Annotated in this window: 15 protein-coding genes; 11 read left to right on the top strand and 4 right to left on the bottom strand. The window is 50.4% G+C overall.

The genetic code is table 11. From position 1 onward, the window contains the following. Positions 1-103 precede the first annotated feature (103 nt). The 3 genes from AC1RVX_RS18720 to AC1RVX_RS18730 form a co-directional block, all read right to left on the bottom strand. Positions 104-328, bottom strand: coding sequence for a hypothetical protein (locus tag AC1RVX_RS18720; protein WP_493218114.1), 225 nt, complete (start codon positions 326-328; stop codon positions 104-106). A gap of 125 nt (positions 329-453) precedes the next feature. Next, entirely contained in the window at positions 454-2,025 is a 1,572-nt protein-coding gene (locus AC1RVX_RS18725; RefSeq protein WP_493218115.1) for a glycoside hydrolase family 43 protein, read from the bottom strand. A gap of 37 nt (positions 2,026-2,062) precedes the next feature. Beyond that, complete coding sequence (locus tag AC1RVX_RS18730; RefSeq protein WP_493218116.1) at positions 2,063-3,628, bottom strand: alpha-N-arabinofuranosidase; 1,566 nt, start codon at positions 3,626-3,628, stop codon at positions 2,063-2,065. A gap of 996 nt (positions 3,629-4,624) precedes the next feature. Here AC1RVX_RS18730 and AC1RVX_RS18735 point away from each other — a divergent pair. From AC1RVX_RS18735 to AC1RVX_RS18785, 11 genes are all read left to right on the top strand, one after another. Further along, positions 4,625-6,280, top strand: coding sequence for a GH35 family beta-galactosidase (locus tag AC1RVX_RS18735; protein ID WP_493218117.1), 1,656 nt, complete (start codon positions 4,625-4,627; stop codon positions 6,278-6,280). Between the two features lie 180 nt (positions 6,281-6,460). Beyond that, positions 6,461-7,540 carry a LacI family DNA-binding transcriptional regulator gene (locus AC1RVX_RS18740; protein ID WP_493218118.1) on the top strand — a complete coding sequence of 360 codons (1,080 nt, stop codon included), beginning with the start codon at positions 6,461-6,463 and terminating at the stop codon, positions 7,538-7,540. A gap of 529 nt (positions 7,541-8,069) precedes the next feature. Continuing rightward, the gene (locus AC1RVX_RS18745; RefSeq protein WP_493218119.1) at positions 8,070-9,509 is read left to right on the top strand and encodes an MdtA/MuxA family multidrug efflux RND transporter periplasmic adaptor subunit; all 1,440 of its coding nucleotides are present in this window, start codon (positions 8,070-8,072) and stop codon (positions 9,507-9,509) included. 15 nt (positions 9,510-9,524) lie between these two features. Continuing rightward, the gene (locus tag AC1RVX_RS18750) at positions 9,525-12,665 is read left to right on the top strand and encodes an MdtB/MuxB family multidrug efflux RND transporter permease subunit (RefSeq protein WP_493218120.1); all 3,141 of its coding nucleotides are present in this window, start codon (positions 9,525-9,527) and stop codon (positions 12,663-12,665) included. Continuing rightward, on the top strand, positions 12,662-15,775 hold the full coding sequence (locus AC1RVX_RS18755; protein WP_493218121.1) for a multidrug efflux RND transporter permease subunit: 3,114 nt from the start codon (positions 12,662-12,664) through the stop codon (positions 15,773-15,775). The genes AC1RVX_RS18750 and AC1RVX_RS18755 overlap by 4 nt, the downstream gene beginning before the upstream one ends. Before the next feature lie 6 nt (positions 15,776-15,781). Next, positions 15,782-17,203 (top strand): efflux transporter outer membrane subunit, encoded by a 1,422-nt coding sequence (locus AC1RVX_RS18760; RefSeq protein ID WP_493218122.1) that lies wholly within the window; start codon positions 15,782-15,784, stop codon positions 17,201-17,203. Positions 17,204-17,538: 335 nt separating this feature from the next. Next, positions 17,539-18,672, top strand: coding sequence for a dipeptidase (locus tag AC1RVX_RS18765; RefSeq protein WP_493218123.1), 1,134 nt, complete (start codon positions 17,539-17,541; stop codon positions 18,670-18,672). A gap of 396 nt (positions 18,673-19,068) precedes the next feature. Then, the gene (locus AC1RVX_RS18770) at positions 19,069-19,368 is read left to right on the top strand and encodes a FeoA family protein (RefSeq protein ID WP_493218124.1); all 300 of its coding nucleotides are present in this window, start codon (positions 19,069-19,071) and stop codon (positions 19,366-19,368) included. Beyond that, positions 19,368-21,251 carry a ferrous iron transporter B gene (gene feoB / locus AC1RVX_RS18775; RefSeq protein ID WP_493218125.1) on the top strand — a complete coding sequence of 628 codons (1,884 nt, stop codon included), beginning with the start codon at positions 19,368-19,370 and terminating at the stop codon, positions 21,249-21,251. Before AC1RVX_RS18770 ends, feoB begins: the two co-directional genes overlap by 1 nt. Before the next feature lie 3 nt (positions 21,252-21,254). After that, on the top strand, positions 21,255-21,521 hold the full coding sequence (locus AC1RVX_RS18780; protein WP_493218126.1) for a hypothetical protein: 267 nt from the start codon (positions 21,255-21,257) through the stop codon (positions 21,519-21,521). Positions 21,522-21,637: 116 nt separating this feature from the next. Continuing rightward, positions 21,638-22,189 carry a hypothetical protein gene (locus AC1RVX_RS18785; protein ID WP_493218127.1) on the top strand — a complete coding sequence of 184 codons (552 nt, stop codon included), beginning with the start codon at positions 21,638-21,640 and terminating at the stop codon, positions 22,187-22,189. 125 nt (positions 22,190-22,314) lie between these two features. Here AC1RVX_RS18785 and AC1RVX_RS18790 read toward each other — a convergent pair whose 3' ends face one another. Then, a complete protein-coding gene (locus AC1RVX_RS18790; RefSeq protein WP_493218128.1) occupies positions 22,315-23,916 on the bottom strand; it encodes an ABC-F family ATPase in 1,602 nt (533 codons plus the stop codon). Between the last annotated feature and the right edge of the window lie 360 nt (positions 23,917-24,276).

The raw sequence follows: 24,276 nt of genomic DNA on the forward strand, positions 1-24,276 counted from the left end.
TCGATATTTATTTATTACGAGAAACAGATTGTGGTAACGCAAACAAAATCCTCATATTCAACATATGATTTGTTGATAAAAAACTGCCTTATCAATGAGCATCTCAGCTAGATTTTCCCTCTGACTTCGTGTCTGGATGCTCTATTTTTTGTTTGCGCATAACAACGATGATACTGCAATAAATAGCGCTACCATTTGCATGGTCGCCCTTTTGTAATTGCGCGTCAATAGCCTTTATCACTTGCGTTGTTACGCGGATACGAATTTCCATCATAATTGTTTGCGCTAACATTTTTACTTGCTGAACAAGCAATAAATAAAGTGGCATCTATTCACCAGCCAATTGCAAAGGGACTGCAGTCAATGCAAAAAAAGCGAAACTGCACCAACCTGCGAAGATTGATGCAGCTCAGGAACCGCCCTTTATCAGATTCATCTAATTATCGGAATAATCTAAGGTTGATTAGTAAAGCGAAACGCGTCCACATCGATGTAACCCTGATCGGGTCGCGGGTTGTAGCAAAACAAAGCGAACTGCTGCCCTTGGAAAGTTCCAGTTCGCCAGTCATAACCCATTTCAAAATTACCGCCAAGCACCTTCCAGACCTTGCCATCCAGACTATAGGCAAGCTCAGCCTGGTTCTTTATAAAATCCATATCGGTGCGCAAAAAAATCTTGCTGACGTTAATTTGCAATGAGGGGACCCGCACTTCAGTCTGCCGCCCAATCGCAGTATCTTCAATGACCTCCATACTCAGGAACAGTTTATCCGTCGCATCACGCTGAACCGTAATATGACCGTTGAATTTACCTAACGTACCAAACCCACATACGTCGCCAGCCTGCACGTTACTGACATCAATTTCAACTTCGCCTCGACTCCAGGGGCCTTGCCCCTTCTGAGTCAAGGTGTTTCGCGCAGCCCAGAATTCGTTGGCCTTAGTCGCCTCCAGTCGCAAGAAACCACGTCTCTCGCGCAGCGACCAGTGATCATCGTCGGGATTGTGATTCCATTGCCATTGCATACCCAAAGTCGTTGCGCTGAAGTCGTCCGAAGTTGCCAGCTTCATGACAGGTTTGCCCAAGATGGGTTTGGGAGCAACTGACGGCACTGAACCCGGAACTTCTTTGGTACCCCACACTGGCCAGTCATCGTCCCAGAAAATCGGACTGATATTGGTGACGCGACCGACCGGACCGGCATCGCGCATTACAAAGCCATACCAAGTACCATCCGGCAAATCAACGATCCCGCCTTGATGCCCGCCACTACGATCGCCAATTTGCGTATGCGATTCCCACGGACCGAACAAGCTCCTGGCACGTGATACGATCAAAGTCAGACTGCCCGGTAGCGCGTTAAAGAGATAATAATATTCCCCACGCTTGACGAGCTTCGACCCCTCTGCTCCTTTGTAGTAATGAATCTTGCGTGCATCAGTCACCTTCGAATAGTCGCCATTCAGACTTAATAAAGTGATCGTACCGTCCCAAGCACCAGATGTCGCAATATACCCTCTACCATCTGGCTCAATGAACAAGGCCGGATCAAACGCCGCGCGATCAAGCTCACGGTAAGCCCACGGCCCCTTGATATCTTTACTATAATATATGCGCGTATTCTGCTTGACTGGCGTGACCACTGCGTAGAAAGTACCCTGGTGATAACGCAGGCTGGCAGCAAACAAGCCACCTCGATAGGCGTTACCATTCTTCAGATCATATTGCTCCATCCCCTCCAATTTTGGCACGATGTGAGAAGCAAATTCCCAGTTGACCAAATCTTTTGAATGAAGGACAGTCAAGCCCGGACTATTGGCAAATGTTGTGCTGACAAAATAAAAATCTTCCCCGACGCGGATAATATCCGGATCAGGATAATCGGCGTACAGTGGTGGATTGGTATACGTACCATCACCATTGTCTGCAGGTCTGGCTTGCGCCACAACAGATACGACGGAACCAAACGCACATAAAGCCGCAATCAATACTTTTGCTATGCGCCACATGAAGTGATTTCGCATGAAGTGTCTCCTTCTTTTTTAATTGGCACTTTGCCTTTTATTGAAAACCCATCACTGTGACTGACTGCGGTGCCAGTTTCAATATCATCTTATGATTGGAGACAGCAGCTTTCACTGACCTCAGACTGACTGTCTCAGGCGCGTCAAACGTATTGACAGCATCAATGCGCGGGGCCGTCAAGGTTTCGCCCAATGCCACGCTGTCAGTCGAGCCGGACAGGTTGACCGTGATATCGACCGCAGTATTTGGATCAATATTGGTCAGCGCCAGCCACAGCTTGCCATCCTTGTCTCTAGCAGCAATAGCATCCACACGTGGCAAACGTATTTCGCCAAAAGCATAGGTGCCGCTATCGATACTGACAGGTACCAGATGCGCGTCCTGAAATGGCACATACATCTTAAAGACATGGTAGGTTGGCGTCAGCAACATGCGCTGCTTGTCAGTCAATATCATGGACTGCAACACATTGACCATCTGCGCGATATTAGTCATCCGAACCCGGTCTGCATGTCGAGCGAAAATATTAAAATTGAGCGCGACAAGGATGGCATCCCTCTGTGAATTTTGCTGCACCAGGAAACCTGGCTTGCTGCCCGGTGTAGGCGCGAGCCACGAACCCCACTCATCAACCACCAGCGCAATTTTCTTGGCCGGATCATATTTATCCATGACGGCCGAATGCGTCTTGATAAGATCATCCATGCCCATCGTCTCTTTGATAAAACTGGCATACTCCCTCTCACCAAAACCAGTTGCTTTCATTGCGGGCGGCCAGCCATTGACTGTATATGAATGCAGGGACAAACCATCAATATCCCAGCTCCACACCTTGTCGCGCCACGCCTTCATGATCGTCTCGGTGTATTCGGTTTTAGCGCCGTCCGGACCGACGGCAATCTGCTGCATTTTCTGGCCCTTGAAATAATTCCGGCTGAAGCGGGAATAGACTTTGAGCTGATTCACGTAGTAGTCAGCACTCATAGCGCCACCACAGCCCCAGCTTTCGTTACCTATACCCCAGAACGCCACCTTGTATGGCGCAGAATGCCCATTCAACGCCCGCTCCTGTGCCAGCGCAGTGTTTTCAGCAGTCAGGTATTCCAACCATTCCGCAGATTCTTGCGGCGTGCCGGTACCAACATTGGCAGAAATATAGGCATCAGCCCCAATTTGCTCAACGAAATCCATGAATTCATGGGTGCCAAAGGTATTAGGCTCCACCACACCACCCCAGTTCGGGTTCAAACCTGCACGCCGCTTATCAATTGGCCCTATTCCATTGCGCCAGTGATATTCGTCTGCAAAGCAACCACCCGGCCAGCGCACCACCGGCACCTTGATCGCTTTCAATGCGGCCACCACATCTTTGCGAATGCCACGGGTATTAGGGATTGATGAGGTCGGCCCGACCCAAACCCCTTCGTAAATACCATGTCCAAGATGTTCTGCAAATTGCCCAAAGATGTGTCTATCTATATTAACCCCGGGTTTGCTGGCATCTATATTGAGAGATGCCAGCTTTGTCGCATCAGCAGCACTGGCCGCCATCGACAATAGAACCAACACCAGCGCAGTGAGGCCGGAATAAAGATGTTTCATTAAGTCTCCTGTATTTTTTATATTGCATTACCTGATCAGAATGCAGCATCCTCATTTTTAAATGAGTCAGCCTATATGGTAGCGCAAACAATTATAGTTGCCTGAAGTATTGGCTGCCATGAAATCTTGAGCGCTTAAACAAAAATACAAAAAACACGGCCACAACGATATGACGCCAAAAATAAACAGATTGACCTATCCTGACGCCTCAGCATTGGAAGCAGACAAAGCAAAAATACAAGCGCCTTTTTTAAGAAACGCGAGCCATTATATACTTCCATCACTCTACGTAAATTGGATTTCCACGAACCAAATTCATTGAGCGTTTTCAGTCAAAACTCAATCAGAATTTTGCGTAACGAGTGATCACAGAAACGCCAGTCATGAATGATTTCGCAATATCATGACCAAAAAAATCCATGAATCGATAAAGTTGCAACAATGCAACTTTATCGCGTTACATTAAACGCTATATTTTCATTGACACTAACTTTGCATATCCATTAAACTAAAAATGATCGCGCTACCATTTACTTTTAACATGGTCGGCCAACGCAAAAACTACAAAAAAACGACTCAGGAGGCACAAATGTCAATAATAGAACTTACGCAAAATTGTCCCAACAAGGCTATCGCTTTAGGAAACCTCCCTTGCAGGGGAGGTTCGTTTCGTCGGCAGGCAACATGTTGCCTGAAACCCCGACTAAACCGCAGAGACGAAAACAGTACTTCAGTACGCGGCTCCTATGAGAGGAGCTGGAACGCTTTGGCGCGGTTTTGCGTAAGTCCTAAATAAAACACGCTCTGCTTCGCCATAATCTAGGCTGACTCTAATCTGCTGTCGTAAAACACCCCCCGAAAGTGACCCATGACCTTTTAATCGCAACCGGCCCCACCTCTCCGCCTCACTTGCCGCCAGCTCCTGATCCGATCTGGCGGATTCGCCACCGTCTGATTCTGTCAGCGGTGGTTTTTTCAATAAAACGCAAGGATGGTATGAAAGCATCGAAAAACAGCTTCCGTCTTTTCATCTGTACTCTGGTACTGCCCCTATTGGGCTGCTCAACAGCAATCGCTGCGGACAGCATCCCTTATTTGCGCAAGCAAGGTTCAGCCACTCAACTCATGGTCAACGACCGGCCCTTCCTGATTCTGGGAGGAGAGCTGCATAATTCATCAGCATCCAGCCTGACCTATCTGGACAAGTTGTGGCCAGCATTGAAGACGGCAGAAGTCAACACTGTGCTGGCACCTGTGGAATGGGACCAGATCGAGCCTGCAGAAGGCCGCTTCGACTTCACGATCCTTGACGGCATGCTGCAACAAGCCCGTGCCAACAACACCAGGTTGATCTTGTTGTGGTTCGGGGCATGGAAAAATTCCATGTCAACTTATGTCCCTGCGTGGGTCAAACAGGATCAGCAGCGCTTCCCACTTTCGCGAAGCCGTAATGGTGCAACCCAGGAGATACTCACCCCCTTCAGCACAAATACTTTGGCGGCGGATACCGCGGCCTATCAAGCCTTGCTTGCTCACCTCAAGCAAGTCGATGCACAGCGTACGGTCATCATGATTCAGGTCGAGAACGAAATCGGCATGTTGCCAGACGCACGCGACTTTGGCACGTTGGCCAATGCTGCATTAAAGGGACAAGTACCAACAATCTTAATGGACTATTTACAGGCAAATCATACCAGCCTGCATTCGTCGATCAAGACACTGTGGGCCGCCAATGGCAATCGTATGACAGGCAATTGGACCGAAGTATTCGGCACCAGCGTTGCTGCAGAAGAGATTTTCCAGGCATGGTCATATGCCCGCTTCGTTGAAGGGATGACGGCCGCCGGCAAATCCATCTACCCATTACCTATGTATGTCAACGCTGCACTGAATCGCCCCGGCAAGAAGCCTGGCGAATATCCGAGCGCCGGGCCTTTGCCACATTTGTTTGACATCTGGAAAGCAGGAGCCCCCTCTATCGATGTGCTGGCTATAGATACCTATTTTCCCAACTTTACCGAATGGGCTGTACAGTTCAAACGTCCCAATAACCCGCTCTTCGTGCCCGAGGGAAACAATGCGGGCCGGCACGATGCCGCTGCCAAGGCTTTTTATTCAATAGGTGAACACGATGCCTTTGGGTTTTCGCCTTTTGGCATAGAAGACAGTACGGCTAAGGGAGACGACATGCTGCCACAAGCTTTCCGCTTGCTGAAACAACTGGCACCAATAATCGCCCAGTACCAGGGTAGCGGCAATATGCGTGGCTTCAAGGCTCACGTCTCTTATGACGGCACAATAGATTCCACGCCTCAAAAAGTTACCATGGGTTCCTTTGTGTTGCAGGTCGACCTGAACAATCGCTGGAGCAAGACAGAGAACAAAGATCTGGAGGCACATGGTGGTTTGATTATTCGCCTGTCTGACAATGAATTTCTTGTCGCGGGAAAGGGGTTGACTGTTACTGTCAAGGACGCCAGCGACATAACCACCATGGTTGGCTTCGAAAAAATTACCGAAGGCATTTATGAAAACGGCCAATGGGTAGAAGGACGCTGGTTAAATGGCGACGAAAGCCATCAGGGCAGACAAATCATGCTATCGAACAGAGAATTTTCGATACAAAAGTTTAAACTTTATCGTTATCGATAAGTCCTGCCCTCCTGTTTCCCGAAAGCGGAAGCAGGGTGAAGAAGCAATTGCCATCTATGTGTGTTAGCCATACATCAGGCCATTGTGGTAAAGTTAGCCTGTAACATTAGCTCACTTATTAGCTCACTTTTAAACGGATTCCCAAGGCAGATGACAAAAAGCAAGGTGAGGAAAGTTCCGGTGCCAAAAATCGACAACCGGCTGCACGCCCCTACCATGTCCGACGTAGCAAAACTGGCGAATGTATCGTCAATGACTGTGTCGCGCGTGATGAATGGCGACACCAAAGTACGAGAACAAACACGCATGCGTGTCGAAGCAGCTATCGCTGAATTAAACTACATTCCCAATCAGGCTGCACGTCGTCTGGCTGGCTCGCGCACCATACGTTTTGGTTTTTTGTATAGCAATCCGAGTGCGGGCTACTTAAGTGAATTTCTGGTCGGCCTGCTGAATCAAGCCAGCCCCAACAATATCCAGTTGGTGGTAGAAAAATGCGAAGCCGATGAACACGACGTTGAACAAGCACAGCGCCTGATTGCCAATGGTATCGATGGCATCATCCTGCCTCCTCCTCTATGCGATTCTGCACGACTGATTGAGTTGATTGCCATCTCGGGCACGCCAGCGGTCACTGTTGCTTGTGGCAAGCCTGACCCGCGCATGGGTAGCATCAGCATCGACGACTTCCACGCAGCCTACGCCATGACCAGCCATCTGATTTCATTAGGCCATCATCGTATCGGTTTTATCATTGGTCACCCGAATCAGAGTGCAAGTGCGCGCCGCCTGGAAGGTTTCAAGGCTGCCATTACCGAAAAACATGCTGACGCCTCACCAGAATTGATCGCACAAGGAATGTTTACCTATCGCTCTGGCCTTGATGCAGCAGAAGCCTTGCTGGGGCTGGAAGAGCGACCTACTGCCATCTTCGCCAGCAACGACGATATGGCTGCTGGCGTGGTTGCCATCGCCCACAGACTGGACCTCGATGTACCCGGAGATCTGACCGTTGCCGGCTTCGATGATACAGCACTGGCAACCACCATCTGGCCAGAATTAACCACCGTGCGCCAACCAATCGCCGACATGGCAGAAGCTGCAGTACAGCTGTTGTTGCGCCAAATTCGCGCTCTGCGCAATGGCGCACCTGAAGCGACTGAACACGTCCACATAGAACATGCACTGGTACGTCGGCAATCTGACGCGGCCCCGCGCTTGCGCCCTCGTTCAAAATTGTTAGCCAAAGTAAGACCCTAGGTTGCGGTTACATCAGGCGTTCAGAAATCCGGCGCAGTAATCTATTGATCAATGCCTGATACCTTCCGCTCCCCCCCCGCACACCCTTCGCATAAAACCCGTCCACAGTCGGCAAACAGATTGTTTGTGCCATCAAATGCCGCTTTGCAATTCAAATAAATGGAAAAGGGGTCGTTACTGAACTTTTCCCTCCTTTCCACTGTCAGCATTTCTGCAATTCGCGCTTATTGATGTCTGAATGCATGAAATCTTCCATTGGATCTTTATTAGGATTTACGTAGCTGGGGTAATTTTGCGTACGTCCTATTTATATGTTGTAGCATGCGATTTCCATATCGCGGCTGTAGATAAATCAGAATAATTTGATTTTTCGTTTCAATAAGCATTAAAACAATACATTAAGTAACATTAGCGATACCATCTACCCGCCATAATTCAGTCATGGATTAGCCACATGGCAATACAGCTATTAGCTTCAGAGTTTACGGGTGTAAACTGAAAATATTAATAATTTAATACCATTGATAAAATGAATAACAAAATCACTGACTTACTTACGCAACGCATCCAGTCCCATCATGCACAATTTTTGCGTCGTCAGGCAGGACTTGGCCGACCTCGTCTGCTGGCATTGTTGTTGATCGTGGTAATAAGTGTCGGCGGTGCCTGGTGGTGGAAATCGCGCACCGACACAACAGGCGATGCCGCCAGCGCGACAGCCAAACCTCCCGCTGGCAATGCAGGCGGCCGGCGGTTTGGTGGTGCCAATACCGTACAACCTGTATCCATACAGACTGTACGCAAACAAGATATCAAAGTGATGGTGAATGCTATTGGCAGCGTAACGGCTTCAAATACGGCCATCGTCCATGCGCAGGTAAACGGCGTGCTCCAGCGTCTGAATTTCATCGAAGGTCAACAAGTCAGCGCTGGCCAGTTGCTGGCCCAGATAGATCCGCGCGCCTATGAAGCGACTCTGGGGCAAGCGGAAGGTGCTCTGGCCCGTGACAAAGCACAACTGGATAACGCCAATATAGACCTGGCACGTTATCGCGACCTGCTTGCTAAAGATGCAGTCCCAAAACAGCAACTGGACACCCAGCAAGCTCTGGTTCATCAGCTCGAAGGCACGGTCAAGGTAGACCAGGCTGCTGTTGCCAGTGCAAAACTGCAATTGTCTTACACCCGCGTGTTGGCCCCCACCGCCGGCAGGGTCGGCTTGAAGCAGGTTGACATTGGTAATGTAGTGCAGGCATCTGACGCCAATGGCATTGTCGTCATCAATCAAACCCGTCCAATTGCGCTGGTATTTGCCGTGCCGTCCGCCAATGTACCCCTGATCACTTCGCGCCTGCGTTCGAACACGGCAATGACAGTCAATGCATGGGACCGTGGCGGCAAACGTTTGCTGGCTACTGGCCGCGTCGCCACGGTAGACAATGCCATCGACACGACAACTGACACCATTAAGGTCAAAGCGGTATTTGCGAATGCGGACGATGCTCTGTTCCCCAATCAGGCCGTTAGTGTCACCCTGCAAATGGATACATTGAACGATGTTATCGCCGTTCCACCAGCTGCCGTATTGCGCGGTACCCAAGGTTTCTACCTCTACGTTGTCAATGCAGATAATACTGTCAGCACACGTGTCATCACACCAGGCACAGTCGATGGCGACTGGATGGCCATAGAAGGCCCCTTGAAAGTCGGTGAAAAAGTGGTGATTGATGGTGTCGATCGTTTGCGTGAGGGCGCGAAGGTGGAAGTTATTGCCACCGACCCCAAACAGCGTGCTGGTGCCAATGCACCCGCTGGTGGCAAACGTGGCAGAAATAAAGATAAAGGGGCAGGCTCATCTGCATCTGCATCGGCGTCGGCATCTTCATCGGCATCGACCTCCGACTCTGCCTCAGTTACTTCTTCGGCTTCTGCAAACCAGTCCGCCAGTAGTGCTGCTGCATCCAAGTAAAGCCAGATAGCCACCATGAATCCTTCAAGAATCTTTATTGAACGCCCCGTCGCCACGTCCTTGCTGATGCTGGCGATCATGCTGGCGGGCATCCTGGCGTATCGCCTTTTGCCATTATCAGCACTACCTGAAGTTGATTACCCGACTATCCAGGTAACGACACTTTACCCGGGAGCCAGTCCGGACGTCATGTCAACCACCGTCACCGCGCCCCTGGAAAGGCAGTTCGGCCAGATGCCAGGCCTGAATCAAATGACATCAACCAGTTCAGGCGGTGCATCCGTTATTACCTTGCGCTTTTCTTTAGGTTTGTCACTGGATGTAGCAGAACAGGAAGTACAGGCAGCCATCAATAGTGGCAGCAATTTGCTGCCCAGCGATTTGCCCATGCCCCCCATCTACAGCAAGGTCAATCCTGCTGATGCACCAGTGCTGACGATTGCGATTACCTCCCCTTCTCTGCCGGTCATTAAATTGCATGACTTAACGGAAAACCGTCTGGCTCCCAAATTGTCGCAGGTGGACGGTGTCGGTCTGGTCAGCATTGCCGGTGGACGACGCCCTGCCGTGCGTATTCAGGCCAATCCGCAAACATTGGCATCACTGGGCTTGTCGCTGGATGACATACGCTCGGCCATTGTCTCAGCCAATGTGAATCAGGCGAAAGGCAGTTTTGACGGGGCGCAACGCGCCTCCACCATTGATGCCAATGACCAGTTGAAATCAGCCGCTGAATACCAGAATCTGGTGATTGCCTGGAAAAATGGCAATCCCTTGCGACTGAAAGACATCGCCCAGATAGTCGACGACGCAGAGAACTTGCGTCTGGCAGCCTGGGCTGACAATGTGCCTGGTGTGATTTTGAACGTACAGCGCCAGCCGGGGGCGAACGTTATCCAAACGGTGGATCGTGTCAAAGCCCTGCTCCCCAAATTGAAAGCCTCGCTGCCTGCTTCGGTCGATGTACAGGTTATCGCTGACCGCACTACCACCATACGTGCATCAGTTGATGACACCGAATTCGAGCTGCTGCTCTCCATCGCCCTTGTGGTGATGGTGATCTTCCTGTTCTTGCGCAGCGCCAGTGCAACCATTATTCCCAGTGTCGCGGTACCTCTGTCACTAGTAGGTACTTTTGGCGTCATTTACCTGGCCGGTTTTTCCATCAATAACCTGACATTGATGGCGCTGACAATTTCTACAGGCTTTGTCGTCGACGATGCCATTGTCATGATAGAAAACATTGCCCGTTTCGTTGAAGAAGGCGATTCACCAATAACGGCGGCCCTAAAAGGCAGCAAGCAAATTGGCTTTACCATTATCTCGCTGACGGTATCACTGATTGCTGTGCTGATACCGCTGCTATTCATGGGTGATGTGGTTGGCCGGCTGTTCCACGAATTTGCTATCACGCTGGCAGTCGCCATTTTGATCTCTGCATTTGTGTCGCTGACGCTGACACCGATGATGAGTGCACGTCTGTTACGTCCAGAGCATGAAATCAAACATTCACGTCTTGGTGCATGGAGTGCACGCAGCTTCGATGCACTGGTCAGCCGTTACGGCAATGCCTTGAACTGGGTACTTGACCGGCCAGCTACCACGCTGCTGGTATTCGCCTTCACCGTGGTACTGACAGCGGTTTTATATGTCTGGGTGCCAAAAGGCTTCTTCCCTGTGCAAGACACAGGCTTGATACAGGTGATTACCGAAGCGACACAGACCACCTCTTTTGAAGCCATGTCCAGCCGTCAGCAGGCGGTAGCAGAAGCCATTTTGAAGGATCCCGATGTTGATCATCTGGCCTCATTCATAGGCGTGGATGGTGCCAACCCCACGCTCAACACCGGGCGCATGCAAATTACTTTAAAACCTTTTGCGCAAAGGCAGGCATCAGCAACCGAAATCATTCGCAGGCTGGATGAAAGCACTTCCCATATCCCCGGCATCACAGCATATATGCAGCCCGTGCAGGATCTGACAATAGAAGACCGTATTTCAAAAACACAGTACCAATTCTTGCTGAGCTCCCCCAATTCTGCCGACCTGACATCCTCCACCACCAGACTGCTGGCACGCTTGAAAAAATTGCCGCAACTAGCGGATGTCGCCAGCGATCTGCAGGATGAAGGTCAGCAAGCCTATGTACAGATTGACCGCGAAGCAGCTGGCCGATTGGGCGTAACCGTCGCGAATATTGATACAGCCCTGTACAACGCATTTGGTCAACGACTTATCTCAACCATCTATACCCAGTCCAGCCAGTATCGTGTGGTATTGGAAGCAGCAAAAGATGTCAAAACGGGGCTGGTCGCCATTGAAGGCTTGTACGTACCAGGGACATCGGTATCGGCCAGCGGTGGCTCCAGCACTGTGCAGGTACCATTGACATCGGTTGCCCAGGTAATCAGCAAATCGGCAGCACTGGCGATCAACCACGTGGCGCAATTCCCTTCCGTCACTATCTCCTTCAACCTGGCGGGCGGAGCTTCTTTGGGTAGTGCCGTGGATGCCATCAAGGCCGAAGAAGAAAAACTGGATTTGCCACCCAGCGTAGAAACCAGTTTCCAGGGTGCCGCCGAAGCCTTCCGGGCCTCGCTCAGCAGCAGCCTGCTGCTGATCCTGGCAGCAGTGGTCACCATGTATATCGTATTGGGTGTGCTGTATGAAAGTTATATTCACCCTATCACCATTCTCTCTACCCTACCCTCTGCAGGCCTGGGTGCCTTGCTGGCGCTGCTGATAGCGGGGCAAGATCTGGGGGTGGTCGGCATCATCGGTATTGTGCTGCTGATCGGCATCGTCAAAAAGAACGCCATCATGATGATCGATTTTGCGCTGGATGCCGAACGTGAACAAGGTATGGAACCGCGTGCTGCCATCCATCAGGCTTGCCTGCTGCGTTTCCGCCCCATCCTGATGACTACCATGGCCGCCTTGCTGGGCGCGTTGCCGCTGATGCTGGGTACCGGTGCCGGCCATGAATTGCGCCATCCTTTGGGTATCACCATGGTCGGTGGCCTGATTGTCAGCCAAATGCTGACCTTGTTTACCACTCCGGTGATTTATCTGGGGTTTACCCACCAGGCACAAAAACTTGCCGAATGGCGCAACAGGCGCGAAGCCGCCAGACTGGCAAAAGAAAGCAGTCTATGAATATCTCTGCGCCATTCATAGCAAGGCCGGTTGCCACCACCCTGATCACCCTGGGTGTGGCACTTGCCGGTATCATCGGCTTTCAATTGCTGCCTATCGCGCCTTTGCCGCAGGTTGATTTTCCGACGATTTCGGTGAATGCCTCGCTGCCAGGTGCCAGCCCGGACACCATGGCGGCAACCGTCGCCACGCCGCTGGAACGGGCACTTGGCAGCATTGCCGGTGTCAGTGAAATCACTTCACGTTCCTCACTGGGCTCGACCAACATCACTTTGCAATTCGACCTGAATCGCAATATTGACGGCGCTGCCCGCGATGTGCAGGCCGCCATCAATGCAGCACGCAGCCTGTTACCCAGCGGCCTCCCAAGCAATCCCACTTACCGCAAGGTAAACCCTGCGGATGCACCAGTGATGATCTTGTCACTCACTTCGGAAACACTGACACGCGGTCAGATGTATGATGCCGCCTCCACCGTTCTGGCACAGCGCCTGGCACAGGTAGAAGGGATAGGCCAGGTATCAGTGGGTGGCGGAGCCTTGCCAGCCGTACGCGTGGAACTGGACCCGGACAAGCTGTCACAAAAAGGTATATCACTGGAAAACGTGCGGCTGGCGCTGACAGCCACCAATGCCAACCGCCCCAAAGGCTCGGTGGAAGAAGATGGTCGTAGCTGGCAAATCGGTGCCAACGACCAGGCGCGCACTGCTGCTGAATATGCACCCGTTGTTGTGAGTTATCGTAACGGCGCAGCAGTCAGGCTGCGCGACGTGGCCGAGGTAGTTGATTCGGTGCAGGATGTACGCAATTACGGTGTCGCCAACGGCAAACCAGCCATCGTCCTGTTTTTGTTAAAGCAACCTGGTGCCAATATCATAGAAACCGTAGAGCGTGTGCGCGCCCTGTTGCCTCGTTTGCAGGCATCCATTCCACAGGCTATCAACCTGAATGTCGTCAGTGACCGGACGCCGACAATCCGGGCATCGTTGCGCGAAGTTGAACGTTCACTCTCCATCGCCGTTGGCCTGGTGATATTGGTGGTGTTGCTGTTTTTGCGCAACTGGCGCGCCACCATGTTGCCCGCTGTTGCCGTACCAGTATCTCTGGCCGGCACTCTGGGTGCCATGTATTTGTTTGGCTATAGCCTGGACAATTTATCTGCCATGGCATTGACGGTGGCAACCGGCTTTGTGGTCGATGATGCCATTGTTGTTTCCGAAAACATCAGCAGATACATAGAACAGGGATTAAGCCCGCGCGAGGCAGCACTAAAGGGGGCACGTGAAATCGGCTTTACTGTGGTCTCCATCAGCCTGAGTCTGGTTGCCGTGTTCATACCCCTGCTCTTGATGGGGGGGGTGGTTGGTCGCCTGTTCCGCGAATTTTCGGTAGTGCTGTCAATCGCCATTTTAATCTCCATGTTGGTGTCGCTGACCACGACACCGATGATGGCGGCAGTGTTACTGAAGCAGCATGTAGTCAGACGTCCTGGAAAAATTGGCCGCGTGATGGCAAAACTCAATCGCCTGATGATGCGTGGTTATCGTCATTCGCTGATGTGGACATTGCGTCATCAACCCGTTGCTTTGATTGCGTTACTGGGCGTGATTACCCTTAATGTTTACCTGTATGCGGCCATCCCGAAGTCTTTCTTTCCGCAACAGGATACCGGTGTGATTGTGGGTGGTGTGCAGGCAGATCAGGGCAGCTCATTTCAAATGATGCAACAACGGCTCAACACTTTTGTGACCATCGTCCGTGCCGACCCGGCTGTAGCGAATGTCAGTGGCAATACTGGCGGCGGGCAAAGTAATTCAGCCAACTTTTATATCACACTCAAACCCATTCTTGAGCGCCAGGTGTCGGCAGATGTGGTCATCGCCCGCTTGCGTACCAGGTTGTCGCATGAACCGGGTGCCAACCTGTTTCTGGTGCCTGCCCAGGATATACGTATAGGTGGCCGTCAATCCAATGCGCAATACCAATATACTTTGCAAGCCGATGATCTGGATGCTTTGCGCACCTGGGAACCGCGCATACGCAATGCCCTGGCACAATTGCCTGAACTGGCTGACGTCAACAGTGACCAGCAAGATAAGGGCATGCAGACCTCACTCGTGATTGACCGCGATTCGGCGGCACGCCTGGGTATATCGATGAGTGCCATCGACACCACCCTGAACGATGCCTTTGGGCAGCGCCAGGTTGGTGTTATCTACAACCCGCTCAATCAATACAGGGTGGTGATGGAATTGGCCAGTCCTTACCTCCAGGGACCGTCAACGTTTCAACGCTTATATGTCACGAATAACGCGGGCAAGCAAATTCCGCTTTCCACCCTCGCCAGGTTCGAAACAACCAATACACCGTTATCGATCAACCACCAAAGTGGCACGCCTGCATCAACTGTCAGTTTCAACCTGCCTTTGAATGTGTCCTTGTCCGAAGCTACGCTAGCCATCAATAATGCGATGGCCGAACTGGGTGTGCCGGTATCGGTACGGGGCAGCTTTCAGGGAACAGCTAACGCATTCCAGCAATCCTTGTCATCACAGCCTATCCTGATCGCTGCGGCCATCATTACGGTGTATCTGGTATTGGGCATGCTGTATGAAAGCCTGATCCATCCGGTGACCATATTGTCCACCCTGCCCTCTGCCGGCGTAGGTGCACTGCTGGCATTGATCTTGTTCAATACCGACTTTTCCATCATTGCCCTGATCGGTGTGATTCTGCTGATAGGTATCGTGAAGAAGAACGCCATCATGATGATCGATTTCGCCATCACCCGTCAGCGTGCGTACAGCGCAACTGCCGGTGCGGCCATCTTCCGTGCAGCATGCCTGCGTCTGCGCCCTATTCTGATGACCACATTTGCTGCCATCTTTGGCGCCGTGCCGCTTGCCTTGGGCAGTGGCGATGGTGCCGAGTTAAGGCAGCCTTTGGGCATCGCCATCGTTGGCGGTCTGATACTCAGCCAATTACTGACTTTATATACCACGCCTGTCGTCTTTGTCATGATGGACAGACTGCGCAGAAAACGTTTGTCACGTCCGGGGAAATTCCCTGGCATTGCCGGTGAACCTGCAATGACTATTACTCATAGGTAGCATTTCATGAAATTTGACCTTCGTCACACATATAGTGTCCCTCTACTGACATCCCTGCTTGCACCCACGCTGTTGGCGGGTTGCGCAGTCACCAAAGTTGATCCACCTGCACCAGTGGTCGCCACTGCCCAGTTCAAGGAAAGTGGCGCATGGGTACAGGGGAGCGCGGTTGCCACACCTGTACCAGACAATTGGTGGACCCTGTTCAAGGACCCTGTATTGGATGACCTGGAACACCGTCTGGTTATCGACAATCAAAATCTCAAAGCATCTGCCGCCCAGGTCGCCAATGCGCGCGCCGCGCTGGAAGCCAGTCGCAGCGCCATGTACCCCAGCCTGTCTGCTGGCTTGAGCGCGACAAGGGACGCCAGCCCGACTGCAACCACTTCCGCCAATGCCAGCAACCCCAGTAACAGCATGTCACTCGCTGCCAATGCCAGTTGGGAAATCGACTTGTGGGGGCGTCTGTCGCAGGCAAGTGCGGGGGCACAATCCACCCTGCAAGCCAGTATGGCTGATTTAGCTTCAGCCCGGCTTTCAGCACAGGCTACTTTGGCGCAAAGCTATTTCTCCATGCGCACAATTGATGCCCAGTTGTCGCTCAGTGAACGTAGCATTCAAGCGTATGAACGTTCTTTGTCGCTGACGCAGGCACGTTATGAAGGTGGAGTGGCAGGTCGCACCGATATTTTGCAGGCACAGACCCAACTCAAAAATGCCCAGGCACAACGCGCTGACCTGACGGCGCAACGTGCCGTGCTGGCACATGCCATTGCAGTGCTGGTGGGCACTCAGCCGGCTGAATTGACGATTACGCATGATGAGGTCTTGCCAACAGCACCTTTGGTGCCAGCCATGTTGCCATCAAATCTGCTGGAACGCAGGCCAGACATCGCGGCAGCACAACGGCGTGTCGCCGCCGCTTACTCTCAAATTGGTGTAGCCGATGCGGCTTACTTCCCGTCGCTGTCGCTGTCTGCCAGTGCCGGGTACCGTGGTACGTCCCTGGGACAATTAATCAGCGCACCACATTTTCTGTGGTCACTGGGCAGCAGCCTGACGCAATCCATCTTTGACAGCGGCCAAAGAAAACTGGCCAGCGCCCAAGCCCGCGCCAGTGCCGAGCAACTGACTGCCAATTACCGACAGGTGGTGTTAACGGCCTTGCAGGAAGTGGAAGATAACCTGATTTTAAATGCCCAATTGCAGCAAGAGGCGCAATTCCAATCAGAAGCATTGCAGGCAGCCCAGCGCAATCTGGAAATCACGCTCGACCAATATCGCGCAGGTACAGTCAGTTATCTCAACGTCGTAGTCGCACAGGCATCTGCATTCAGCAGCGAAAGCAGCTTACTTAGTGTACGCAATCGTCAACTGGCAGCGATCAGTCAGCTATTAAAAAATATCGCTGGACGATGGGATGCCTAAAACCAGACATATAAAAAACGTCTATGGAAAATACTGTATTTTCTGAATTCAAATTCTGGCTGATGATGCTGATCTCTTTCGTACTGCCGTTTGGTTTGTGTAGAACTCATTTCATCAATAGGGATGAGTGCGAGCAAGGCGATTCGGGATGCGGTGCAAGGTCCAAGGTGTGTACCCTGTGCAGCTAAGGCTTGTGCCTTAGCAAGCGTGACGTAACAACCTCGCGCTGCAATGCGCCCGAAAAGTGTCAATGCGGCCAGCTCCCGGAGGGTTTGCCTCATAACGCATCTCACCTCTATTGATGAAATGAGTTCTAGTGTATATCGGGACGTAAATTGAAAAGCGCCTTCCATGTCAACAAACCCCATTGTGGTCACACGAAATCGCGGCGCTGCTTCTTACAATGCATGGCGGGAAGTGCACTAGGCTTTAGTCTTCCAGCATCATCATTCTCTGTAGAACAGGGCGTTGAATCGCGCTTGCATGAACGGGCAACAGCCCTGCTTGACTCAGTTCTTTCTGTTGATATACATAGCCATGCCGGCGGCCTCCTCGGCCGCAATGCCATTGCCCAGGACATTTCCTCTCCCATGAAACAGGGAAGCTTGTCGGCTATCTGTCTTTCATTGGCTTCAGACAGCATTCTTCTGTCTACTAATAGCAAAAATAAGCTCGTTGCCCGACGCGAACCCAAACCCGGCGAATTACATGCATACATGGCCAATAGGCTGGATTTTGTCGACCGCATGATTGCTCAACAAGGCCTTAAGCGGGTTTTGACCCTGACAGATTTACAGGCCAGCAAAGAAGAAAATTCAGCCGGCGTGATTCTTGCTGTTGAAGGAAGCGATTTTCTTGAAGGAAAAATCGAACGCCTGCAAATCGCCTACAAGAGAGGAATACGCCATTGGCAACTTGTGCACTACCGCATGAATAATGCACTGGGCGATATCCAAACCGAAGCACCGTTCTACGGAGGTGCAACGCCGTATGGCCTCGATGTAGTGCGGGAATGCAATCGACTAGGGATGATTGTCGACGTGGCACATGCTACCTTCGCTACGGCGAATCAGATCGCGAACGTCTCCAGCACCCCTTTGATACTTTCACATACCGGTTATTCCGCCGAGCCAAAATTTCAATCGCGCTGGATTAGTGCCGACCATGCGAAGCTGGTGGCTGATACCGGGGGTGTTATCGGCATCTGGGCGAACGCGTATTCATTTTCCGGGTTCGCAGACTACGCGGTGGGTATCGCAAAATTGGCGGATTTAATTGGCATCGACCATGTGGCCATCGGCACCGATAAAGAAGCAATGCATCCACCAATATTTTCTTCCTATGGAGAGTTCCCCGAATTTGTCGGCCAGCTACTGCTACATTTTAATAATACGGAAGTTGGGAAAATAGTAGGTGGAAATTATTTGCGCGTATTCGATCAAGTTACCAGGCACGGCAAGGCAGGTTGACTAAAGAAAGCACAAGCATTCATCGAAACCTTCATTGAACGCTCTGCCGATCCATATTGTTAAACCTTGCGGATATTGTGCCGATGTTATTGGGCGCTGAAAATGACGCCACTCAGGAATCGGTTACTTGCAAACGAAGATTTTTTTCATGGGTATCCAATTAATGCCTGATGAAGTTACGGACATTTATGCAAACAGCAAATGATATACAAATTACAAAAATCAGATAGAAAAAATGCTTAATAGGCATTTAATTTCATATTTCTCCCTAAGCTCTGCTTGCGTTGGATCAAATCAAGTAGCACTACACGCTATGATGATTGAAACAAAATCCGTATTGATATATATTCTCATTATCATTTAGGTTCAGCATTTATTCTTTACGGGAACTTTATCATGCATGACTTATCAATTGAACAAGCAAGTGCAGTGACTTTGAATCAGATGAAAGTCGGTGATTCAGGGATAGTGCTTGATGTACAAGATCAGGGTCATGCAAAAGGCGACGGCACTTTTAATATTACCCGTCGCTTGAAAGAATTGGGTTTTGTGAAGGGCGAACTGGTGAAAGTCTTGCATAAAGGTTATTTTGGTGGCGAGCCCCTTGCTGTCAGAATTGGCCAATCCACTTTTGCATTAAGAAACTTTGAAGCAGCGTTGATCGGCGTTACAAACTCAGGAAAAGTAGGAAAATAGTGAAAGAATTGTTTTCTCCGCGTATCGCTCTTGTCGGCAACCCCAACTGCGGAAAAACTGCACTGTTCAACAGATTGACTGGTGCACGGCAAAAAGTAGCCAATTATGCTGGCGTTACCATAGAACGCAAAGAAGGCAAGTTTCGCTCATCTGTCGGGCGCGACTGGCAGGTACTGGACTTGCCAGGCACTTATAGCCTGCATGCAGCCACACCTGACGAAGAAATCACCCAACAAGTAGTTACCGGCAACCATAGCGATGAAGCCATGCCCGATGCCGTGGTGTGCGTGGTAGATGCCACCAATCTGCGACGGGGCTTGCGCGTAGTTCTGGAATTGATGGCGCTTGGTCAACCCATGGTTCTGGCAGTCAACATGATGGATATCGCAAAAAAACGCGATATCCATATCGATATCAATGTACTCAGCAAAGCACTGAGTATACCTGTCGTTGAGACAGTAGCCGTTGATCCGCAAGGGATTGATGCCTTGCTGACTCAACTCGAAACGCTGGCACAGCAATTAGTGCCCTCTGCCAATATCACTCCACATGCTTTGACGGATCAAAGTCCGGAAACACTGCAGGACAGAGTCAATGCAGTGTTGCAATTAAGTGTCTCGCAAGCTACTGATGCAGCCAATGATGTCAGTCTCAGTTATCGCCTGGACAGCTGGGTATTGCACCCAGCAGCTGGCCCTTTGATTTTTGCCACACTGATGTTTCTGGTATTCCAGGCAGTCTTTGCCTGGGCGCAGATGCCCATGGATATGATTAAATCCGTTATTGATGCGACTGGTGCCGCTGTGGAAGCGGCCTTGCAGCCTGGTATATTGCAGGGTTTGCTGGTCAAGGGTGTGATAGGTGGTGCAGGCAGTGTGCTGGTATTTTTACCGCAGATTGTCATCCTGTTCTTTTTCATCCTGGTGATGGAAGATTCCGGCTATCTGCCGCGCGCTGCATTTTTGCTGGATAGAGTCATGGGCAAAGTCGGTTTATCCGGGCGCGCCTTTATTCCCCTGCTGTCCAGCTTTGCCTGTGCCATTCCCGGCATTATGGCGACCAGGACCATACAAAATCCGCGTGATCGTCTGGTGACGATCATGATCGCTCCTTTAATGACCTGCTCTGCACGTCTGCCAGTGTATGCGTTGATTATCGCCGCCTTCATTCCTGACAAAACCATATGGGGCATACTCAATCTGCAAGGTCTGGTTCTGTTTTTTCTGTACCTGGCGGGCATAGTCTCTGCAATGCTGGTAGCTTTTTTCTTCAAGAAAAAATGGGGAAGCCAAATCCATCAGCAAGCACTGATGCTGGAATTGCCTGATTACAGATGGCCGAATCTGCGTAATCTAGTGCTGGGCCTGTGGGAAAGAATCAAAATTTTCACAACACGCGTTGGTACCATTATTTTGTCGTTGATGATACTACTGTGGTTCTTGAGCAGTTTTCCTGATGCGCCGGCGAATGCTGATCAGCCAGCCATTTATTACAGTATCGCCGGTCAACTGGGGCGTTTACTGGAAATTGTTTTTGCCCCGATAGGCTTCAACTGGCAAATCTGCATTGCTTTGGTACCTGGTCTGGCCGCACGTGAAGTAGCAGTGGCTGCGCTGGGAACTGTCTATGCCTTGTCACAGTCTGGCGAAGAACTGAGTCGTTCGCTGGAGCCCCTGATTGCCCAGTCCTGGAGCCTGCCAACTGCACTGTCACTGCTTGCCTGGTATGTGTTCGCGCCGCAATGCGTGGCGACACTGAGTGTGGTGAAACGTGAGACCAATACCTGGCGTTATCCAGTCATGATGGCAGCTTACTTGTTTGGTCTGGCTTACCTGGCATCTTTACTGACTTTTCATATTTCCACTTACCTGCTGGGGAGATGAGAAATGCAAAACTTGATTGCTAGCTTGTTATTGCTACTGGCCAGTGCATACCTGCTTTTGAAATACATGCCCAAGGCCACAAAAAACAGGATCAAGACTTATTTTCAAAGTCGTCACCCTGCTCTTGCACCTGTGATCGATGGCCTGTCCAAACAAACTGAAGGCTGCGGCTCTGGATGTGGTGGTTGCTCGTCCAACAATAACTGCTCTACGCCTCAGGTCTCAGAACAACCGATCAAATTGATCAAAACCTTGTCTACCCCCAAATAGCTCTTATTTCATACTCTGCTTGCCGTTGGCAGTCAGCCAGAATTGATGTATCCTCAAAAAAGAATAAAACAAAAACAATTTCTGCTTTTTTGAGAACACAAGGGTTTTAGCTGGATATGACAGTAATCATCTACGACAAGACCGAAAAGGGGCGTGAAGAAATCGCGACCCGCAAACATCATTTGGCTTCGCGCTTGCGTACCTTGTTAGTGATGGTTGACGGCAAACATACAACTGACGACATCATAAAAAAAGTGTCTGGCCTTGGCCTCACTGAACAAAACATGCAAGAGCTGCTGGAACAGGACTTCATCATTGAAATTGCAGTGCAACCAACATCTGTTCCAGTCGAAACTCATGTCACTGCGCCAGCGGTAACAGCGAACAATCCCAACGAAGAAGTTGCCACCCCGGCCACCAGTCTGCCTGCAATGACAGACGCAGAACGTTTTCAGGCACTTTATAACTTTTTCAATGAAACCATTAAAAGCGCTATAGGCTTGCGAGGTTACGGTCTGCAATTGAAGGTGGAACGCGCATCGACCGTCGACGATTTCCGTGGGCTCAGACAAGCCTATGTAGAAGCCGTGCAAAAAGCCAAAGGCCCAGAAATGGCACGCAGCCTGCGTGATCGGCTGGACCAGTTATTAAACGACGGCAAAGCTTGATGCCAAATCACCTGTGAATCACGATTGAATCAGAACATGCGCAGATAGGCATCAAGACATGCAGATAAACAAAAAGCCAGGTTACCCTGGCTTTTTGTTTTGCTATTTGCTGCAATTGGCAGTACTTATTCAATACCCTGACTACTCAGGTATTCTTCATACGTACCTTGGAAGTCTACGATTTTATTTTCCTTGATTTCCAATACACGCGTCGCCAAAGATGAAACAAATTCGCGATCATGCGATACAAAAATCAGGGTACCTGCATATTTTTCCAGCGCGATATTCAGCGACTCGATAGATTCCATATCCATATGATTGGTAGGCTCATCCATCAACAAGACATTATGGCGACCCAGCATCAGCTTGCCATACATCATGCGACCCTTTTCACCGCCGGACAAAACCTTGACGGATTTTTTGACGTCATCACCACCAAACAGCAAGCGGCCAAGGATGGAACGCACTGCCTGGTCATCATCACCTTCCTGTGTCCACTGACCTATCCAGTCAGTCAGGTTTTTATCGGATGCAAATTCTTCGGTAGGATCTTGCGGCATATAGCCGACATTGGCATTTTCTGCCCATTTGACGGTACCGTAATCTGCATGCAAACCTGTGATGTCATCACCACCTATGCAACGCAATAGCGTGGTTTTACCAATACCGTTGGCACCGATAATCGCGATTCTTTCACCTGCTTCCACCATCAAGTCCACATTCTTGAACAAGGGTTTATCGTAAGCTTTGCTCAGAGATTGCACTTCTACAGCCAGGCGATGCAATTTCTTCTCGCCATCGAAGCGCACGAAAGGATTTTGACGGCTGGAAGGTTTAAAATCTTCAATCTTGATTTTGTCGATCTGCTTGGCACGTGAAGTTGCCTGACGCGCCTTGGATTTATTAGCTGAAAAGCGACGGACGAAATCTTGCAATTCTGCGACTTTTTCCTTGGCCTTGGCATTATTCGCCATTTGCTGCGCACGCGCCTGAGATGACGCCAGCATGTAATCATCATAATTTCCCGGATACACTTTCAAGGTACCGTAATCCATATCGGCCATATGCGTACATACCTGATTCAGGAAATGGCGATCATGGGAAATGATGATCATGGTGGAATTACGTTCGTTCAGAATATCTTCCAGCCAGCGTATGGTATTGATGTCCAGGTTATTGGTCGGCTCATCCAGCAACAAAATATCAGGATTGGAAAACAGTGCCTGGGCTAGCAAGACCCGCAGCTTCCAGCCAGGTGCAACAGCACTCATGACGCCTTGATGCTGGTCAATTGGGATGCCCACGCCCAGTAACAGTTCACCCGCACGCGCTTCAGCGGTATAGCCATCATATTCGGCAAACTTGGCTTCCAGGTCAGCAGCCTTCATGTAGTCGTCATCAGTTGCTTCAGGGTTAGCATAAATCGCATCCCGTTCCGCCATTGCCGCCCACATTTCCGTGTGGCCCATCATGACCACTTCCAGGACGCGCATGTCTTCAAAAGCAAACTGATCCTGGCGCAATTTACCCAGGCGCTCATTCTGGTCCAGCATGACAGTACCAGAAGACTGCTCAAGATCGCCCCCCAGAATTTTCATAAAGGTGGATTTGCCACAGCCATTGGCACCAATCAGGCCATAGCGGTTACCTTCGCCAAATTTGACTGAGATATTTTCAAACAGTGGCTTGGGGCCAAACTGCATGGTGATATTTGCGGTAGAAAGCACAGAAAACCTTTTGCAATAATGATGAGGATCAACCTCACATTATAGCATTGTGGTTTTAGCTGCCCGCTGGCAAGCCCATGATTTATAGAGAAATTCTTTAAGAATAGCTGTTTTTGGTATTTTTTTAGACTGGTAAATTGGGTGCTTGGCAGAATAAATATAAAAATGCCTTTTTTGCTTACGAAGTATTTTACGAGCGAATAACAACCCGGGTAACCTCAAAGACTGTTGTTTTTTTATATCACCCGTCTTTTTTGCGCTACAGCAACCCTCATTATTTCCCTATGGACATAAGTCAAAAGTAAGCTTTTCTCACTCTGAAGCGCCACTAAAACCAAGCTTCAGCTATACCAAATTTGC

The sequence above is a fragment of the Undibacterium sp. GW821-FHT11B02 genome (genome assembly GCF_058808955.1).

Excerpts from the sequence above, each read along its gene's own strand:
- AC1RVX_RS18720 (WP_493218114.1), bottom strand. The coding sequence starts at position 328 with ATGCCACTTTATTTATTGCTTGTTCAGCAAGTAAAAATGTTAGCGCAA.
- AC1RVX_RS18725 (WP_493218115.1), bottom strand. The coding sequence starts at position 2,025 with ATGCGAAATCACTTCATGTGGCGCATAGCAAAAGTATTGATTGCGGCT.
- AC1RVX_RS18730 (WP_493218116.1), bottom strand. The coding sequence starts at position 3,628 with ATGAAACATCTTTATTCCGGCCTCACTGCGCTGGTGTTGGTTCTATTG.
- AC1RVX_RS18735 (WP_493218117.1), top strand. The coding sequence starts at position 4,625 with ATGAAAGCATCGAAAAACAGCTTCCGTCTTTTCATCTGTACTCTGGTA.
- AC1RVX_RS18745 (WP_493218119.1), top strand. The coding sequence starts at position 8,070 with ATGAATAACAAAATCACTGACTTACTTACGCAACGCATCCAGTCCCAT.
- AC1RVX_RS18750 (WP_493218120.1), top strand. The coding sequence starts at position 9,525 with ATGAATCCTTCAAGAATCTTTATTGAACGCCCCGTCGCCACGTCCTTG.
- AC1RVX_RS18755 (WP_493218121.1), top strand. The coding sequence starts at position 12,662 with ATGAATATCTCTGCGCCATTCATAGCAAGGCCGGTTGCCACCACCCTG.
- AC1RVX_RS18760 (WP_493218122.1), top strand. The coding sequence starts at position 15,782 with ATGAAATTTGACCTTCGTCACACATATAGTGTCCCTCTACTGACATCC.
- AC1RVX_RS18770 (WP_493218124.1), top strand. The coding sequence starts at position 19,069 with ATGCATGACTTATCAATTGAACAAGCAAGTGCAGTGACTTTGAATCAG.
- AC1RVX_RS18780 (WP_493218126.1), top strand. The coding sequence starts at position 21,255 with ATGCAAAACTTGATTGCTAGCTTGTTATTGCTACTGGCCAGTGCATAC.
- AC1RVX_RS18785 (WP_493218127.1), top strand. The coding sequence starts at position 21,638 with ATGACAGTAATCATCTACGACAAGACCGAAAAGGGGCGTGAAGAAATC.